Source organism: Diaphorobacter sp. LI3, assembly GCF_022807955.1.
Taxonomy (GTDB): Bacteria; Pseudomonadota; Gammaproteobacteria; order Burkholderiales; family Burkholderiaceae_C; genus Diaphorobacter; species Diaphorobacter nitroreducens.
Window position 1 is genome coordinate 800,891 of record NZ_CP094346.1, and the last position, 17,014, is coordinate 817,904.

The window sequence follows — 17,014 nt, forward strand, 5'->3', positions numbered from 1 at the left end:
AGCCACCGCCATGATTCTTGAATCCCAACTCAACCCGCGCTCGGTCGACTTCCAGGCCAATGCCGCCGCCATGCGCGCCGTGGTGGAGGACCTGCGCGCCCAAATCGAGCGCGTGTCCCAGGGCGGCGGCGAGGCCGCCCGCGCCAAGCATGTGGCGCGCGGCAAGCTGCTGCCGCGCGAGCGCGTGGAGATGCTGCTGGACCCCGGCACGCCGTTCCTGGAGATCGCCCCGCTGGCAGCCCTCAACATGTACGGCAACGACGCGCCCGGCGCGGGCCTGATCGCGGGCATCGGCAGCGTGGCCGGCATCGCCTGCATGATCGTGTGCAACGACGCCACGGTGAAGGGCGGCACCTACTACCCCATGACGGTGAAGAAGCACCTGCGCGCGCAGGAGATCGCGCAGCAGAACTGCCTGCCGTGCATCTACCTGGTGGACTCGGGCGGCGCCAACCTGCCCAACCAGGACGAGGTCTTCCCCGACCGCGACCACTTCGGCCGCATCTTCTACAACCAGGCCAACATGAGCGCGCAGGGCCTGGCGCAGATCGCCGTGGTCATGGGTTCGTGCACGGCCGGCGGAGCCTACGTGCCGGCCATGAGCGACGAGACCATCATCGTCAAGAACCAGGGCACCATCTTCCTGGGCGGCCCGCCGCTGGTGAAGGCCGCCACGGGCGAGGTCGTCAGCAGCGAAGACCTGGGCGGCGGCGACGTGCACACGCGCCTGTCCGGCGTGGCCGACCACCTGGCACAGAATGACCTGCATGCGCTCTCGCTGGCGCGCGGGGCCGTCAGAAATTTGAATAGAAATCAGCCTGTAGCGCCCGCCGATCAAGCGCCAGTAGCTCCTAAATATGCAGCAGAAGAGCTGTATGGCGTGATCCCCGTGGACACGCGCAAGCCCTTCGATGTGCGCGAGATCATCGCCCGCATCGTGGACGGCAGTGCGTTCGACGAGTTCAAGGCGCGCTACGGCAACACCCTGGTGTGCGGCTTCGCGCGCATCGAGGGTATGGCCGTGGGCATCGTGGCCAACAACGGCATCCTGTTCAGCGAAAGCGCGCAGAAGGGCGCGCACTTCATCGAGCTGTGCTGCCAGCGCAAGATTCCGCTCGTCTTCCTGCAGAACATCACCGGCTTCATGGTCGGGCGCAAGTACGAGAACGAGGGCATCGCCCGCCACGGCGCCAAGATGGTCACGGCGGTGGCCACGGCCAACGTGCCCAAGTTCACGGTGATCATCGGCGGCAGCTTCGGCGCGGGCAACTACGGCATGTGCGGCCGCGCGTACTCGCCGCGCTTTCTGTGGATGTGGCCCAACGCGCGCATCAGCGTGATGGGCGGCGAGCAGGCCGCCAGCGTGCTGGCCACCGTCAAGCGCGACGGCATCGAGGGCAAGGGCGGCAGCTGGAGCATGGAGGAAGAAGAGGCCTTCAAGACGCCCATCCGCCGCCAGTACGAGGAACAGGGCCACCCCTACTACGCCACCGCCCGCCTGTGGGACGACGGCATCATCGACCCCGCCGACACGCGCCGCGTGCTGGCGCTGGCGCTGGCGGCTTCGCGCCACGCGCCGATCGAAGACATGAAGTTCGGCGTGTTCCGCATGTAAGGCGCGTCCATGGATGCCGTTACCCATTTCAGCCTGCTCGCGCGCTACAACGTGTGGGCCACGGCGCGCCTGCTGGCAGCCGTGCAGGCGCTGCCCGAGGCGGACTACCGGCGCGACATGGGCCTGTTCTTTCGCAGCATCCATGGCACGCTCAACCATCTGCTGGTGGGCGAGCACCTGCTGTGGTTCGCGCGCTTTGCCGAAGGCGCGTCGCCCCGCATGGCGCTGGATGCCGAGGTGGAGAGCGATCGCGCGCGCCTGGCCGAGCGGCTGCGGGAAGGCGCCGCGCGCTGGGAGCCGCTGATCGCCGGCTTTGCGCCAGCGCGCTGGGAGGGTGCGCTGTCTTACACCACCACGCGCGGCACGCCCGCCGTGCTGCCGTTTGCCGCCACGCTGGCGCATGTGTTCAACCACGGCACGCACCACCGCGGACAGATCACGGCGGCACTCACCGCGCTGGGCCAGCCGTGCCCGTCGCTCGACCTTGTCTACTTCCTGCAGAACCCGGATACGCCATGAGCCAGAACCTTTCCATCACCCAGTTGGGCGCGGTGGCGCGCATCACGCTGACGCAGCCCGAAATCCGCAATGCTTTCAGCGACGAAGTGATCGCAGAGATCACCGCGGCCTTCACGGAAGTCGGGGGCCGCGCGGACGTGCGCGCCGTGGTGCTGGCCGCTGAGGGGCCGGCCTTCTGCGCGGGTGCCAATCTGAACTGGATGCGCCGCATGGCCGACTACACGCGGCAAGAGAACCTTGCCGACGCCGCCAAGCTGGCCGAGATGCTGCGCGTGATCTACGAATGCCCCAAGCCCACCGTGGCGCGCGTGCAGGGTGACGTGTACGCCGGCGGCATGGGGCTGGTCGCGGCCTGCGACATGGCGGTGGCGGTCGATACCGCGGGCTTTTGCCTGTCCGAGGTGAAGATCGGCCTGATCCCCGCCACCATCAGCCCCTACGTGATCCGCGCCATGGGCGCGCGCGCCGCGCACCGGTACTTCCTCACCGCGGAACGCTTCAGCGCGGCCGAGGCCCTGCGCATCGGTTTCGTGCACCAAGTGGTCGGCGCAGAGCAGCTCGACGCCCAGGTGGACGAGCTGCTCAAGGCACTGACGGCCGCGAGCCCGAACGCCGTGCGCGCTTGCAAGACGCTGGTGCGCGACGTGGCCGGGCGCGAGATCGACGCCGCACTCATCGCCGCCACGGTGGAGGGCATTGCCGACATCCGCGCGAGCAGCGAGGGCCGCGAGGGCGTGCAGTCGTTCCTGCAAAAGCGCAAGCCCTCCTGGCTGGGCTGATCCGCCATGGACGCGCTCTGGCTCCAGATCGTGCAGTGGCTCCACAGCGTGGGGCTGCATGTCGATGCGGGTACCGCCCAGGCGGTGGCCGAAGGGGCTGCGCGCGCCACGCAGCAGCTGGACATGCCCGCCCTGCTGGCGCTGGCAGCCGCACTGGGTTGGGCCAGCGGCTTTCGCCTGTACGCCGTGGTGTTCCTGGTGGGCATGATGGGCGTGGCCGGCTGGCTGCCGCTGCCGCCGGGGCTGGCGCTGCTGCAGCACCCGCTGGTGCTGATGGCCAGCGGCTTCATGCTGCTGGTGGAGTTCTTCGCCGACAAGGTGCCGTGGTTCGACAGCGCCTGGGATGCCATCCACGCCTTCATCCGCGTGCCCGCCGGTGCGCTGCTGGCCGCCGGCGTGTTCGGTGCCGACAACGCCACCATGGCGCTGGCCGCGGGGCTGCTGGGCGGCTCGCTCTCGGCCACGGCGCTGGCCACCAAGATGACCACGCGGGCGGCGGCCAACACCTCGCCCGAGCCGTTTTCCAACTGGGGCCTGTCGTTCTTTGAGGACGGCCTGGTCGTCGGCGTGGTCTGGCTGGCTACGCAGTATCCGCTGGCCTTCGGCATTGCGCTGGTGGTGATGCTGGCGCTGTCGGCGCTGCTGCTGGTGGTGCTGTTCAAGTTCCTGCGCGCCGTGCTGCGGCGCATTTCCTCTTTCTTTTCCGATTCCGCCAAGGTGGCCTGAATGTTCCAAAAAATCCTGATTGCCAATCGTGGGGAGATCGCCTGCCGCGTGGCCGCAACCGCCCGCCGCATGGGCGTGAAGACCGTGGCCGTGTACTCCGACGCCGATGCCCAGGCCAAGCATGTCGCTGCCTGCGACGAGGCCGTGCATATCGGCGGCAGCGCCCCCAAGGACAGCTACCTGCGCTGGGAGCGCATCATCGAGGCCGCCCAGGCCGCGGGTGCGCAGGCCATCCACCCGGGCTACGGCTTCCTGAGCGAGAACGAAGACTTCGCCCAGGCCTGTGCCGCTGCGGGGCTGGTGTTCATCGGCCCGCCGCCTTCGGCCATCAAGGACATGGGTTTGAAGGCCGAGTCCAAGCAGCTGATGGAGAAGGCGGGCGTGCCGCTGGTGCCTGGCTACCACGGCAAGGACCAGGACCCGCAACTGCTGCAGCGCGAGGCCGACCGTATCGGCTACCCCGTGCTCATCAAGGCCAGCGCCGGTGGCGGCGGCAAGGGCATGCGCCTGGTGGAAAAGAGCGAGGACTTTGCCGCGGCGCTGGCCAGCTGCCAGCGCGAGGCCATCAACAGCTTTGGCGATGATGCCGTGCTGGTGGAGAAGTACGTGCTGCGCCCGCGCCACATCGAGATCCAGGTGTTCGGCGACACGCAGGGCAACTGCGTCTATCTGTTCGAGCGCGATTGCTCCGTGCAGCGCCGCCACCAGAAGGTGCTGGAAGAAGCCCCCGCCCCCGGCATGACCGAGGCCCTGCGCCGCCAGATGGGCGAGGCTGCCGTGGCAGCCGCCAAGGCCGTGGGCTACGTGGGCGCGGGCACAGTGGAGTTCATCGTGGAACAGCCCGGCGGCTACGACGCGCCCGAGCAGATGAAGTTCTACTTCATGGAGATGAACACCCGCCTGCAGGTGGAGCATCCCGTGACCGAGGCCATCACCGGCGAAGACCTGGTGGAGTGGCAGCTGTGCGTGGCCAGCGGGCAGCCTTTGCCCAAGCGCCAGGACGAGCTGAAGATCATCGGCCACGCCATCGAGGCGCGTATCTGCGCCGAGAACCCTGACAACAACTTCCTGCCCGCCACCGGCCAGCTGCACGTGTACCGCAAGCCGGCATGCACCAGCTTCGAACGGGGCAGCGTGCGCGTGGATGACGGCGTGCGCGAGGGCGACGCCATCAGCCCCTTCTACGACAGCATGATCGCCAAGCTCATCGTGCACGGCGACGCGCGCGCGCAGGCCCTGGCGCGGCTGGACGATGCGCTGGCGCAGACCCACATCGTGGGCCTGGCGACCAACGTGCAGTTCCTGCGCCATGTGGTGAAGAGCGATTCGTTCGCCCAGGCGCGGCTGGACACCGCGCTGATCCCGCGCGAAGAGGCCGTGTTGTTCGGCCAGGAGCGCGTAGGCCTGCCTTTGGCCGCGGCAGCCGCCGTGGCCAGCCAGTTGCAGCGTGAGCAGGCGCAGGAAGGCGCCAATCCGTTCAGCCGCCGCGACGGCTGGCGTTCGCTGGTAGCGTGCCGCCGGCGTTTCGAGTTCGCCTTCAATGGCACACATGCCAAGGCCTGGCTGACCTATGAACGCGATGGCGGCTACCAACTGACCGTGGGAGAAGGCGAGGGAGCCGCGCGGGGTCCGCTGGCTTTCACGCCCTTGGCGGGCGGTCTGGACCTGCAATACGCCGGCCAGCGCACCTGCGCAACGGTCTATGCCCAGGGCGAGACCGACCACATCTTCACCCCCCGTGGCGCCACGCGCATCGAGGCATTGGACCTGCTGGCCCATGCGGGCGAAGCCGCCAGCGAGGGCGGGCGTCTCACCGCGCCCATGCCGGGCAAGGTGGTGTCGTTTGCCGTGCAGGCCGGTGACAAGGTGACCAAGGGCCAGCCCCTGGCGGTGATGGAGGCCATGAAGATGGAGCACACCATCGCCGCCCCCGCCGATGGCGTGGTGCAGGAGCTGCTCTACGCGCCAGGCGACCAGGTGGCCGAAGGCGCAGAACTGCTGCGGCTTTCCGCCGAGTGACGGCGGGGGCTTGCCCAGCCGCGGTACGCTCGTTGGCCATGAAGATCACCTTTTGCTGTACCGATACCAAGGCCGAACCCTGGCTGCAGGGGCTGGCCGCCGCCCTGCCGGGAGCCGACATTACCGTCTGGCAGCCCGGAGCCCCGCAGGCCGACTACGCCGTGGTCTGGGCACCGCCCCAGCAGTTCATCGACGAACAGCCCGCCTTGCGGGCGCTGTTCAACATCGGCGCGGGGGTGGATGCGTTGCTCAAGCTGCGCCTGCCGCCGTCCGTGCGCGTCGTGCGTCTGGATGACGCCGGCATGGCCGTGCAGATGGCCGAATACGTGTGCCACGCGCTGATCCGGCATTTCCGCGAGTTTGACCAGTACGAGGCCGCCATGCAGGCGGGCCAGTGGAGCTACCGCAAGCCGCGCCTGCGCCAGGACTTTCCTGTGGGCGTGATGGGCCTGGGCGTACTGGGCGAGCGCGTGGCGCGCGCGGTGGCCCAGTTCGACTTTCCCGTGCTCGGCTGGAGCCGCAGTCCGAAGCAGATGGCGGGCGTGCGCTGTTTCAGTGGGCAGGAGGGCTTTAACGAGTTCCTGGCCGCTACCCGCGTGTTGGTCAATCTGCTCCCGCTCACGCCCGAGACGCAGGGCATCATGAACCGCGACACGCTGGCCCGCCTCCTGCCCGGCGCCTACGTGATCAATGTGGCGCGTGGCGCGCACCTGGTCGAGGGGGACCTGCTCGCGCTGATCGACGCCGGCCATGTGGCGGGCGCCACGCTGGACGTTTTCCGCACCGAGCCGTTGCCTGCCGGGCATCCCTTCTGGGGACATCCCAAGATCACCCTCACACCCCACACTTCGGCGCGCACGCTGCGCGACGAGAGCATTGCCCAGATCGCCGGCAAGATCGCGGCGCTCGCGCGCGGCGAGGCCGTGGCCGGCGTGGTGGATGCCGGACGCGGCTACTGACGAATCCCTCACCCAAGGACACCCACCGATGAACCCGAACATCCCCTCCCGCGTCAAGCTTGTGGACGTGGGCCCGCGCGACGGGCTGCAAAATGAGAAGCAGCCTGTGCCGGCGGCCGTCAAGATCGAATTGGTACACCGCCTGCAGCAGGCGGGCCTCAAGGAAGTCGAGGTCACCAGCTACGTTTCTCCGAAGTGGGTGCCGCAGATGGCCGACAACCACGAGGTCATGCAAGGCATTACACGCGTGCCCGGCGTGCGTTATTCGGTACTGACGCCCAACCTGAAAGGCTGGGAGGCGGCCGTGCTCGACAAGCCCGACGAGATCGTGGTCTTCGGCGCTGCCAGCGAGGCCTTCAGCCAGAAGAACATCAACTGCAGCATTGCCGAGAGCATCGAGCGCTTCGCCCCCGTGGTCGAGGCCGCGCGCGCCGCTGGCGTGTATGTGCGTGGCGCCATGAGCTGCACCGTGGGCTGCCCCTACGAGGGCGAGATTGCACCCGAGCGCGTGGAATACCTGGCCGGGCTCATGAAGGGCATCGGCGTGCAGCACATCGGCGTGGCCGATACCATTGGCGTGGGTACGCCGCGCAAGGTGCAACGCGCCATCGAGGCAACGCTCAAGCACTACGATCTGAACGACGTGTCCGGCCACTTTCACGACACTTACGGCCAGGCGCTGGCCAACACGCTGGCGGCGCTGGAGCTGGGCGTGTGGCAGTTCGACACGTCCGTGGCCGGCCTGGGCGGCTGTCCCTATGCGAAGGGCGCCACGGGTAACGTGGCCACCGAGGACGTGGTCTACATGCTGCACGGCATGGGCATCGAGACCGGTATCGATCTGGACCAGCTGATCGACGCCGGCGCCTACATCAGCGACTTCCTGGGCCGCAAGCCGCAGTCGCGCGTGGCCGTGGCGGTGCTCACCAAGCGCAAGGGCTGAGCGGCCACCCGGCGTCAGGCCAACGGCAGAGCCGGCGCTGCCGGGTGCTGCGCCGCGTCCTTGTGCGCCTGCTTGGCCTGGTACATGCGCTGGTCGGCGCAGCGCATCAGCTCCGTCAGCGTGGGGCCGTCCTGCGGGCTGTGCGCAACGCCCGTGCTGACGCCCACGCACAGTTCCTGGTGCTGGAAGTACACCGGCTGGCAGATAGCCAGCTCCAGATGCTTGACCAGCGCCGTCAGGTCGTCGCCCGCGGGCGCGTGGGCCAGCATGACCACGAACTCGTCACCGCCCAGCCGGGCCACGATGTCGCCGGACCGCGTGTGCGTCTGCAGCCGTGTGGCAACGGCGCGCAGCACCTCGTCGCCGGCGTCATGGCCATAGGTGTCGTTGATGGGTTTGAAGCGGTCCAGGTCGAGCAGCAGCAGGGCGTGCGTGCCCCCTTCCGACAGCAGTTGCGTTGCGCCCTGGGTCAACCCCATGCGGTTGGTCAGGCCCGTGAGAGGGTCGGTGGTCGCGGCCTTGGCCAGATGGTCCGCGCGCAGCCGCAGGGCGATCTGGGAGGCATTCAGGCTGTCGATGCGGGTGCTCAACGCAACGGCGAACACCACCATCTCGGCCGCCACGCCGATCTGCAGGCCGTTGGCCAGCATGAAGGGCGCGTCGATCACCTTCCAGTTGCTCAGCACCACGCCGGCCACCGTGACGAACAGCAGCGCCTGCGCGCCCAGGTACCAGCGCGCGGGCGTGAAGCCTCGGCGCAGCACCAGAATCGCCGCGAGCGACGCGGCCGCGATGCCGGCGCTGGCCAGCAGTTCGTTCTGCGTCTGGGCGATGGCAAATTGCCCGAGCCCACCGAGCACGGCGGTGAGCGCCGCCAGCAGGCCGATTGCCACCAGCACTCCGTCCATCAAGGGTGTCTGCCGGGTGTCCAGGAAACTGCGCGTGAACAGCGCGCCGAAGAACAGCCACAGGCTGGGCAATACGAAATAGCTGCGCTCCTGCCACCACGGCGCGTTGCCCCACAGGTAATGGGCCGTGTGGCCGTTGAAGGTGGCCAGCGTCAACAGCGCGAAGATGCACTGACCGACGTAGAAGGTGTACGTGGTGTCGCGGAAGATGCCCACGAGCGTGAGGTTGTAGACCAGCAGTGCGATCAGGATGCCGTAACAGATGCCGTCGAACAGCCGCTTGTGCTGGCGCCATTGCAGGTATTCGGCCGTGTCCCAGACGGACAGGTCGAAGGACGGCGCCGTCTCGCTGTACAGCCGGGCGTAGACCGTGTAGGTGCCCGGGCCCGGGGGCTGCAGGCGCGTGAGGTAGCGCTCGCTGCCCAGGGGCCGCGTGGCGAAGGGCTGCGCCAGGCCCGTATGCACTGGCGGCGCAAGCGCCGTACCCGACGCATCGAACGGGCCGTAGAACCGCACGTCCTGCAAAGACGTGGTCTGGGTGGCCAGCACCCAGTCGCCGCTGGCCGCGCGCTGCTCCAGGACCACTTTGAACCAGTGGTAGGCCGGTGTGGCCCCGCGCAGCGGCATGCGGGGGGGCGGGCCGAAGCGCGCATCGGTAGCCGCTGCGCGCACATCGTCGATGGTGAGGGTGCCCAGGTCGTCCACGAGCCACAAAAGCTGGCCGGTGCTTCCCAGCGATAGGCCCTTGCGGTGATCGTCCAGCACCGCAGGGGCGCCACCGGCCCAGGCCAGTTTGCCGACGAGAAGCCACAAGAGCAGGCAGGCGCGAAGCAGGTTCATGGACAATGGATGGCAGCTATCACACTGTAACCCCGCCTGGGGCTTGTGGCTGCGCCGAGGCACTCCGCATCCGTGCGTGCGCTTCGCCGTCCCAGGCCCCGCATTGCCCTGTTATGCACGCATTACCTGAAAGCACCCAGCGGGTGGCTGCCGAGTTGCAGCGCCTGCGCCACCCCCACGCGCCGCGCATGCTTGACGACGCCGCGCGCACCGCGCAGCAGGCGGCTGACGGGCTGGGCGTGGCGCTGGGGCAGATCGCCAAGAGCATCATCTTCCGGCGCAAGAGCGATGACGCAGCCGTGCTGGTCATTACCTCCGGCGACCGGCGCGTGGACGAGAAGAAGGTCGACGCCCTCGTGGGCAAGACGGGCCGCGCCGACGCGGAGTTCGTCAAGGCCAAGACCGGCTTCGCCATCGGCGGCGTCTCGCCCGTGGCCCATTCCACCGCGCCTGTCACCCTCATCGACCGCGAGCTGTTCCGCTTCGATGTGATTTGGGCTGCCGCCGGCCATCCCCACGGCGTGTTCCAGTTGAGCCCGCACGATCTGCAGCGGCTCACCGGTGCCCCGGTGGCCGACGTGGTGCAGGAGGTCAGCGCATGAGCGACGCCGCAGTGAATGCTTCTGAATTGATAGCTGCTCGCGCTGGTGAAATAAGCGCTAGAGGCCAATTTGGCTTAAATTCCCAGGAGCCGGTTCCGTCGCCCTGTGTGTCGGTCTGCCGCATGACGGCCGACCGCAGCCATTGCGAGGGGTGCTTCCGTACGATCGACGAGATCCGCGCCTGGTCGCAAGCCGATGGCGCCGTGCGCCGCGCGATCTGGACCGCCGCATTGCAACGCGCGGGGGTGGACCTTCCCGAAGAGCTGGAGCCACTGGCATGAAGCACATCACGTTCTACCTGGATTTCGTCTCACCGTACGCGTGGCTGGCCTTCGAGCGGCTGCCGCAGGTACTGGAGGGGCTGAACTACCACCTGCACTACAAGCCGGTGTTGTTGGGCGCGCTGCTGCAGCAGCATGCCAACCCCGGGCCGGCCGGCGTGCCGCCCAAGCGCGACTGGACGTACCGGCACGCCACCTGGCTGGGCCATGCGCTGGGCTGCGGTCTGGACATGCCGGCGCGCCACCCCTTCAATCCGCTGCCGTTGCTGCGCCAGGCGCTGGCGTGCAGCGACGATGGCACGGTCAACCGCTATGTCGCCGGCACCGTGCTGCGGCATGTCTGGCTGGGTGGGCAGGATGCGCTGGACCCCGCGCGCCTGGACGTGCTGGCGCAGGCCCTGGCAGAGCAGTTGCGGCCCGACGCCGAAGGCGCGGGCGCCCTGCCCAAGGCCCTGCTACGCGCCAACACGGACGAGGCGTCGGCCCGTGGCGTGTTTGGCGTGCCGGCCTTTGAGGTGGAGGGGCGCCTGTTCTGGGGGCTCGACAGCCTGCCCATGTTGCGCGCCTACCTGGACGGCGACGCGTGGTTTGACGGGCCGGCATGGGATGCGGCCCCCGCGGTGCCATCGGGCCTGCCTTCCGTGCGCTGAAGCGCATTCCTCGGCGGCGGCCGACGGGGCCGCGGCAGGCGTTCCAAGGCGCCGCAGACAGCGTTCTGCGGCGCCTTTTTGCATGGGGCCGTGCCCAGCACTGTGCGGCGGGCGTGGGTTTGTCATGCGTCAAGGGTTTGTCCTAGGGAGGGCAAACCCTGGCGAAAAACTGCGGGGTTACCCGTGTCTGGTGCCGTGCGCGGGACTCACCGCAGCCTCGCGCAGTCCAATTTTTCGCATCAAGAAAAACGATCTGCGGGTTGCCACGGAGTTTGTCAGATGGCCGTAAGACTGGGGTGGCGGCAGCGTTTGGCGCATGTCAGCTTTCGGTCAGATGGCGGCCCGATATTGCGTCGCAAGCACCGCAGAGTGCTTCAGATCGTCGGTTTTTCGCGCTTTCTTACGCGCATTTTCGATTCCATCCCAATAAGCAGGAGACAGCATTCATGGCTACCAGCACTGCATACGCCGGCCGCCCCGGCGCTGCCGCCCGACCGATGTCGGCGGAAGAAAAGAAGGTGATCTTCGCCTCGTCCCTCGGCACCGTGTTCGAGTGGTACGACTTCTACCTCTACGGCTCGCTCGCGGCCATCATTGCCAAGCAGTTCTTCAGCGGGCTGGATGCTGGCGCGGCGTTCATCTTCGCGCTGCTGGCCTTCGCGGCCGGCTTCCTGGTGCGCCCGTTCGGCGCGCTGGTGTTCGGCCGCCTGGGCGACATGATCGGGCGCAAGTACACCTTCCTGGTGACCATCCTGATCATGGGCATCTCGACCTTCATCGTCGGCGTGCTGCCCAGCTACGCCAGCATCGGCATCGCGGCACCGGTCATCCTGATCGCGCTGCGCATGCTGCAAGGCCTGGCGCTGGGCGGTGAATACGGCGGTGCGGCCACCTACGTGGCCGAGCACGCGCCCCATGGCCGCCGCGGTGCCTACACCTCGTGGATCCAGACCACGGCCACGCTGGGCCTGTTCCTGTCGCTGCTGGTGATTCTGGGCACCCGCACCATACTGGGCGAGCCCGTGTTCAACGACTGGGGCTGGCGCATTCCGTTCCTGGTGTCCATTCTGCTGCTGGGCATCTCGGTGTGGATTCGCCTGTCGCTGTCCGAGTCGCCGGCCTTCCAGAAGATGAAGGCCGAGGGCAAGACGTCGAAGGCGCCGCTGTCCGAGTCGTTCGGCGAATGGAAGAACCTGAAGATCGTGATCCTGGCGCTGGTGGGCCTGACCGCCGGCCAGGCCGTGGTGTGGTACACGGGCCAGTTCTATGCGCTGTTCTTCCTGATGCAGCAGCTCAAGGTGGATGCCGTCACGGCCAACCTGATGATCGCTGCCGCGCTGCTGATCGGCACCCCGTTCTTCGTGGTGTTCGGCTCGCTGTCCGACAAGATCGGCCGCAAGCCCATCATCATGCTGGGTTGCGTGCTGGCCGTGCTGACCTACTTCCCGGCCTTCAAGATGCTGACGGAAGCCGCCAACCCCGACCTGGCCAAGGCCCAGGCGACAGCGGGTGTCGTGGTGACCGCCGATCCCGCTACCTGCTCGTTCCAGGGCAACCCCGTGGCACGCGAGATCGACTTCAAGAGCTCCTGCGACATCGCCAAGCGCTACCTGGTGCAGAACTCGGTGAGCTATGACAACGCCGCAGGCGCACCTGGCTCCCAGGCGGTGGTGAAGATCGGCGACAAGGTCGTTACGGCACCCAGCGGCACCGTGGTCAACCACAAGTTCGACGAGGCAAGCGTGAAGGCCATCGCCGCCTTCAAGAAGGAGATGGCCGAAGACCTGAAGCTCGCCGGCTACCCCTCCAAGGCCGATCCCGCCAAGATGAACAAGGTGATGATGATCGTCATCCTGACGTATCTGGTGATCCTGGTGACCATGGTCTACGGCCCCATCGCGGCCATGCTGGTGGAACTGTTCCCCACGCGCATCCGCTATACCTCCATGAGCCTGCCGTACCACATCGGCAATGGCTGGTTCGGCGGCCTGCTGCCCACGACATCGTTCGCCATCGTGGCGTCCACCGGCAATATGTATAACGGCTTGTGGTACCCCATCATCATCGCCGGCATGACGGCAGTGATCGGCACGCTGTTCATCCGCGAAACCAAGGACGTGGACATCTACGCCAACGACTGACCTCGTTCCGCTCTTTTGTCAGGGTTTTCCCTGACTGAACCCTGCCGCCACACCTTTGCCTGCGCGAAAGTGTGGCGGCAATACGTCAGGGGTATTACAGGCGGGACTTTCCCCTGTGTTGGCCCAGATGGTTACACCTAGAATTTGCGCCGTAGCTGCACATTGTGCTAACTGGCTCCCTGCGGGCGGCGAGCTGTGCCTACCACAACTGATGGACACAAGCATTCAAGGAACTCAAATGCAAAAACCAAGTCGTTTGCTGCTCGCTACCCTGGCTCTGCTGGGTACTTCCGCTGTTTTCGCGCAAAGCAGCGTGACCCTGTACGGCCGCGTGAACACGTCGGTGGAACGCCAGAAGGTCGGCGGTACCAGCAACACCGTCATGCAGAACAACTCCTCGCGCTTCGGCTTCAAGGGCACTGAGGACCTGGGCGGCGGCCTGAAGGCCGGCTTCCAGCTGGAAAGCGGCTTCAACTCCGATACCGGCACGGGCTCGGGCTGGACCCACCCCACCACCGGCATGACCTTCGCCCGCCAGAGCGAAGTGAACCTGTCCGGCGGCTTCGGCATGATCCGCCTGGGCAACTTCTTTCCCGAGTCGTACTACGCTACGGTCGACTACGTGAGCATGCACAACCATGACACGGGCACGTCTTCGGACGCTCTGTACTACGATCCCGTGTGGTTCGGCGGCTTGAGCACCACCAACAAGATCGGCTATCGCACGCCCAGCTTCGGTGGGCTGACGGTCGACGCTTCCGTCTCGTTGCATGAGAAAAACGCTGCCATTCCGCAAAAGAATGGCTATGACCTGGCTGCCAACTACAACATCGGCGCGCTGAACCTGGGCGCCGGCTACAGCCAAGTGGACAGCAATCGCCAGCTGGGCCTGCGCGCGTTGTACACCTTCGGCCAGTTCGTCGTGGGTGGCTACTACCAGCGTAACAAGGACGACAACCAGCTCCTCGCCACGGGCGCAGGCAACCGCAACAACTTCCGCTTGGCGGGCGCCTACATGATGGGTGCTTCCGAGTTCCACGTGAACGTGGGCCGCGCTGGCAAGTGGAGCGACATTGCCGACAGCTCCGCTACGCAGTGGACCCTGGGCTATAACTACAACTTCAGCAAGCGCACCAAGGTGTACGCTTTCTACACGAAGGTGGACAACAAGGCAGGTGCTACCTACATGACGGGCGCAGCTGGCCAGGACTTCAGCTCGCTGGCGCTGGGCGTTCGCCACAACTTCTGATGCACCGGCAGCGTAAGCTGCCTGCAATGCAAGCCTGATTCAATGGAGTCGGGCTTGCGATCAGACAGGCCTCACACGATGGTGTGAGGCTTTTTTATTGGTGCCGCCCTTTTCCGTCGACAACAATTTTCAGGAGATGAGCATGTGGAAGATCGTGGTGGGTTTCGTGGTGTTCGCAGTGATCATGCTGTTCGTGATCATGAAGGCAGGAGACCAGGTGGACATGAGCGGTGAAAAGCATGGGGTGGAAGCGACGCATGTGCCCGAGTCCGCAGCTGCTCCCGCGTCCGGCGCCAGCGCCAGCGCAGCGCAGTAAACCGGCCCCACCCATCCAAAACGCGGAGCCAGGCTCCGCGTTTTGGATGGGGCGGTGGACTCCGCCGCCGTGGCGTTACGGCCCGCTCAGCGCTGGAATCGGCCGTCCGCTCCGATGATGGACAGGTCGGCGAAGTCCAGCCCCGAGTGTTCCTTTGCGCTGTAGGAAAGCTCCAGGCCCCCCAGGTCGAATTTGCTCAGGCTTTCCAGGGCCGCGTGCAGCCGTGCACGGTCCGGCTTGGGGCCGGCGCGGCGCAGGCCCTCGGCCAGCACCTTGGCGTTCACGAAGCCCTCGACCATGGCCGGAGTGAGTTCCTTCAGCCCCTGCGCCTTCGCCAATTCCAGGGCTTCCTTGATCACCGGGTAGTTCAGCGACCGCTCGGACGGAAAGACCTGCGTGACGATGACGCCGCGGGCCTGGTCGCCCAGCGCCTTGGTGAAGCCCCCCGACGCATTGTTTGACAGCGTGACGATCTGCCCGCCCACGCCGGCCGCGCGCAGTGCCTTGATGCCGTCCACGACCGCCGCGCCCGTGCCGATGAAGATGACGGCCTGGGGATCCTGCGCACGCACGCGCGGGGCGATGGCTGAGAAATCGGGCTTCGCCCGGTCGAACTTCTCCACGAACAAGGCGGGCAGCTTGTTGTTCTGCAGGCCCTTTTGCGCACCGGCCAGGCCGTCCTGGCCGAAGGCGTCGTCCACATGCACGATGCCGATGCGCTGGACTCCCAGCAGCGCAAGGTGGGCGATGGCCTTCTCCACCTCGCGCTGGTAGGGCGCGCGGACGTTGAAGATATTGCGGGAAACGGGCTGGTGCAGCGCCATGGCGCCCGTGGAGGGCCCCACCAGCGGCACGCCGTACTTGTCCAGCAGCGCAACAATGCCCTGGGTGTGGGGTGTGCCGCGCGTCATGAACAGGGCCAGCACGCCCTTGTCCTCGATGAGCGTGCGGGCGTTGTCCTGCGTCAGCTTGGGGTCGAACTTGTCGTCGAGCGTGACGAGTTCGATCTTCTGCCCGTTCACGCCGCCGCGGGCGTTGACATGGTCCAGGTACAGCGACGCGCCCAGCATCGATTCCTTGACGGTTGCCGCGGCGGACCCGGTGATGCCGACGGTCTGACCCACGAGCAACTGCGCGTGGGCCAATGATGAGGCCGCACTGACCACCGCCAGGGCGCACGCTGCGCCCCACGTCTTCCAATGTGTCTTCATGAGGTGTCTCTTCCCTGTGTATTTGCGCGTGAGTGCGAGCAGGGGCGAGTGTATCGGCGGCAGCCTACGCTGGAATGACGTGCCGCAGACGCCGCGCGATCACCCGGGCGGCGTCTGACCTCATGAAAGGGTTTCAGCGGCGGAACTTGCCGTCCGTGCCGATGATGGAAAGATCGGCGAAGTCCAGACCCGTGTGATCGTCGGGGCCGTAGGAGATGTCCAGCCCGCCCAGATCGAACTTCTGGATGGATTCCAAGGCCGTCTGTATCTTCTCGCGCGACGGCTTCGGGCCGGCGCGGCGCAGGCCTTCGACCAGCACCTTGGCGGCGGCAAAACCTTCAAGCATGGCCGGGCTGACCTCGGTCATTCCCTTGGCCTTGGCCAGGTCGATAGCTTCCTTGACCAGCGGGAAGGTCAGGCTGCGCTCGTTCGGGTAGACCTGCGTGACGATCACGCCGCGGGCATTTTCGCCCAGGCTCTTGATGAAGCCGCCCGAGGCATTGTTGGACAGCGTGACCACCTGTGCCGTGGAGCCCGCCTGGCGCAGCGCGTTGTAGCCATCCACCACCGACGTGCCCGAGGCGACCATCAGGACGGCCTGGGCCTGCGCCTGGGAGATCTTGGCCACCAGCGGGGTGAAGTCCGGCTTGGCGCGATTGAACTTCTCCAGCACCACGGGCTGCAGCTTGGCCTGGGCCAGGCCTTTTTGCGCGCCCGTCACGCCATCGGCGCCGAAGCTGTCGTCCGCATACAGCACGGCGATGCGCGTGATGCCCATCGAGGCCAGGTGGGTCATGGCCTTCTCGGCCTCGCGCTGGTAGGTGGCGCGCACGTTGAAGATGTGCTTGCGCACCGGCTGGTGCAGCACCATGGCGCCCGTGGACGGGCCCACCAGGGCCACGCCATGCTTGTCCAGGTGCGGGATCATGGATTCGGTGTGGGGCGTGCCGCGCGTGAGGAACATGACATGCACGTTCTTGTCCTCGATCAGCGTGCGCGCGTTCTCGCCGGCGGTTTTGGGGTCGAACTTGTCGTCCATCGAGATCAGTTCGATCTTCTGCCCGTGCACGCCGCCCTTGCCATTGACCGCGTCCAGGAACAGCTTGGCGCCCTGCGTGGTCTCCTGCACTCCTGCGGCCACCTGGCCGGAGAACCCGGCCGTTTGCCCCACCAGGATCTGTGCATGGCTTGCGCCCAGCGTTGCGCCCAGGACCAGGGCGGCCCCCCATTTATGCCATGGCTGCATGGCGTCTCCT

Annotated in this window: 16 protein-coding genes; 13 read left to right on the top strand and 3 right to left on the bottom strand. The window is 66.7% G+C overall.

Annotated elements, in window-relative coordinates:
• Positions 1-10 precede the first annotated feature (10 nt).
• Genes MRB47_RS03760 through MRB47_RS03790 form a run of 7 tightly spaced genes read left to right on the top strand, consistent with a single transcriptional unit; the run spans position 11 to position 7,560 of the window.
• Complete coding sequence (locus tag MRB47_RS03760) at positions 11-1,615, top strand: carboxyl transferase domain-containing protein (protein WP_252101934.1); 1,605 nt, start codon at positions 11-13, stop codon at positions 1,613-1,615.
• A 9-nt stretch (positions 1,616-1,624) separates the two neighbouring features.
• Positions 1,625-2,134, top strand: a complete 510-nt coding sequence (locus MRB47_RS03765) for a DinB family protein (RefSeq protein WP_252101935.1) — start codon at positions 1,625-1,627, stop codon at positions 2,132-2,134.
• A complete protein-coding gene (locus MRB47_RS03770) occupies positions 2,131-2,913 on the top strand; it encodes an enoyl-CoA hydratase/isomerase family protein (RefSeq protein WP_103738668.1) in 783 nt (260 codons plus the stop codon). Before MRB47_RS03765 ends, MRB47_RS03770 begins: the two co-directional genes overlap by 4 nt.
• A 6-nt stretch (positions 2,914-2,919) precedes the next feature.
• Positions 2,920-3,639, top strand: a complete 720-nt coding sequence (locus tag MRB47_RS03775) for a DUF4126 domain-containing protein (protein WP_047350695.1) — start codon at positions 2,920-2,922, stop codon at positions 3,637-3,639.
• Complete coding sequence (locus tag MRB47_RS03780; RefSeq protein WP_252101936.1) at positions 3,640-5,658, top strand: acetyl/propionyl/methylcrotonyl-CoA carboxylase subunit alpha; 2,019 nt, start codon at positions 3,640-3,642, stop codon at positions 5,656-5,658.
• A 38-nt stretch (positions 5,659-5,696) separates the two neighbouring features.
• Positions 5,697-6,617 (top strand): 2-hydroxyacid dehydrogenase, encoded by a 921-nt coding sequence (locus MRB47_RS03785; RefSeq protein ID WP_252101937.1) that lies wholly within the window; start codon positions 5,697-5,699, stop codon positions 6,615-6,617.
• A gap of 28 nt (positions 6,618-6,645) precedes the next feature.
• Complete coding sequence (locus tag MRB47_RS03790; RefSeq protein ID WP_103738664.1) at positions 6,646-7,560, top strand: hydroxymethylglutaryl-CoA lyase; 915 nt, start codon at positions 6,646-6,648, stop codon at positions 7,558-7,560.
• A 14-nt stretch (positions 7,561-7,574) separates the two neighbouring features.
• Here MRB47_RS03790 and MRB47_RS03795 read toward each other — a convergent pair whose 3' ends face one another.
• Positions 7,575-9,308: a diguanylate cyclase gene (locus MRB47_RS03795; protein ID WP_252101938.1), complete on the bottom strand. Its 1,734-nt coding sequence runs from the start codon at positions 9,306-9,308 to the stop codon at positions 7,575-7,577.
• A gap of 113 nt (positions 9,309-9,421) precedes the next feature.
• On the opposite strand from MRB47_RS03795, the gene MRB47_RS03800 reads away from it, so the two are divergent.
• The 6 genes from MRB47_RS03800 to MRB47_RS03825 all read left to right on the top strand — a co-directional run bounded on the left by MRB47_RS03800 (position 9,422) and on the right by MRB47_RS03825 (position 14,547).
• Entirely contained in the window at positions 9,422-9,910 is a 489-nt protein-coding gene (locus MRB47_RS03800; RefSeq protein ID WP_252101939.1) for a YbaK/EbsC family protein, read from the top strand.
• Positions 9,907-10,191 carry a DUF1289 domain-containing protein gene (locus MRB47_RS03805; protein WP_252101940.1) on the top strand — a complete coding sequence of 95 codons (285 nt, stop codon included), beginning with the start codon at positions 9,907-9,909 and terminating at the stop codon, positions 10,189-10,191. The genes MRB47_RS03800 and MRB47_RS03805 overlap by 4 nt, the downstream gene beginning before the upstream one ends.
• Positions 10,188-10,841, top strand: a complete 654-nt coding sequence (locus MRB47_RS03810) for a 2-hydroxychromene-2-carboxylate isomerase (protein ID WP_047350701.1) — start codon at positions 10,188-10,190, stop codon at positions 10,839-10,841. The genes MRB47_RS03805 and MRB47_RS03810 overlap by 4 nt, the downstream gene beginning before the upstream one ends.
• A 446-nt stretch (positions 10,842-11,287) precedes the next feature.
• The gene (locus tag MRB47_RS03815; protein WP_015914307.1) at positions 11,288-12,982 is read left to right on the top strand and encodes an MFS transporter; all 1,695 of its coding nucleotides are present in this window, start codon (positions 11,288-11,290) and stop codon (positions 12,980-12,982) included.
• A gap of 238 nt (positions 12,983-13,220) precedes the next feature.
• Positions 13,221-14,231, top strand: a complete 1,011-nt coding sequence (locus MRB47_RS03820; RefSeq protein ID WP_252101941.1) for a porin — start codon at positions 13,221-13,223, stop codon at positions 14,229-14,231.
• A 142-nt stretch (positions 14,232-14,373) separates the two neighbouring features.
• Positions 14,374-14,547 (top strand): hypothetical protein, encoded by a 174-nt coding sequence (locus tag MRB47_RS03825; RefSeq protein WP_015914305.1) that lies wholly within the window; start codon positions 14,374-14,376, stop codon positions 14,545-14,547.
• Between the two features lie 86 nt (positions 14,548-14,633).
• Here MRB47_RS03825 and MRB47_RS03830 read toward each other — a convergent pair whose 3' ends face one another.
• Entirely contained in the window at positions 14,634-15,758 is a 1,125-nt protein-coding gene (locus MRB47_RS03830) for an ABC transporter substrate-binding protein (protein ID WP_252101942.1), read from the bottom strand.
• A 133-nt stretch (positions 15,759-15,891) separates the two neighbouring features.
• Positions 15,892-17,004: an ABC transporter substrate-binding protein gene (locus MRB47_RS03835; protein ID WP_088888310.1), complete on the bottom strand. Its 1,113-nt coding sequence runs from the start codon at positions 17,002-17,004 to the stop codon at positions 15,892-15,894.
• Between the last annotated feature and the right edge of the window lie 10 nt (positions 17,005-17,014).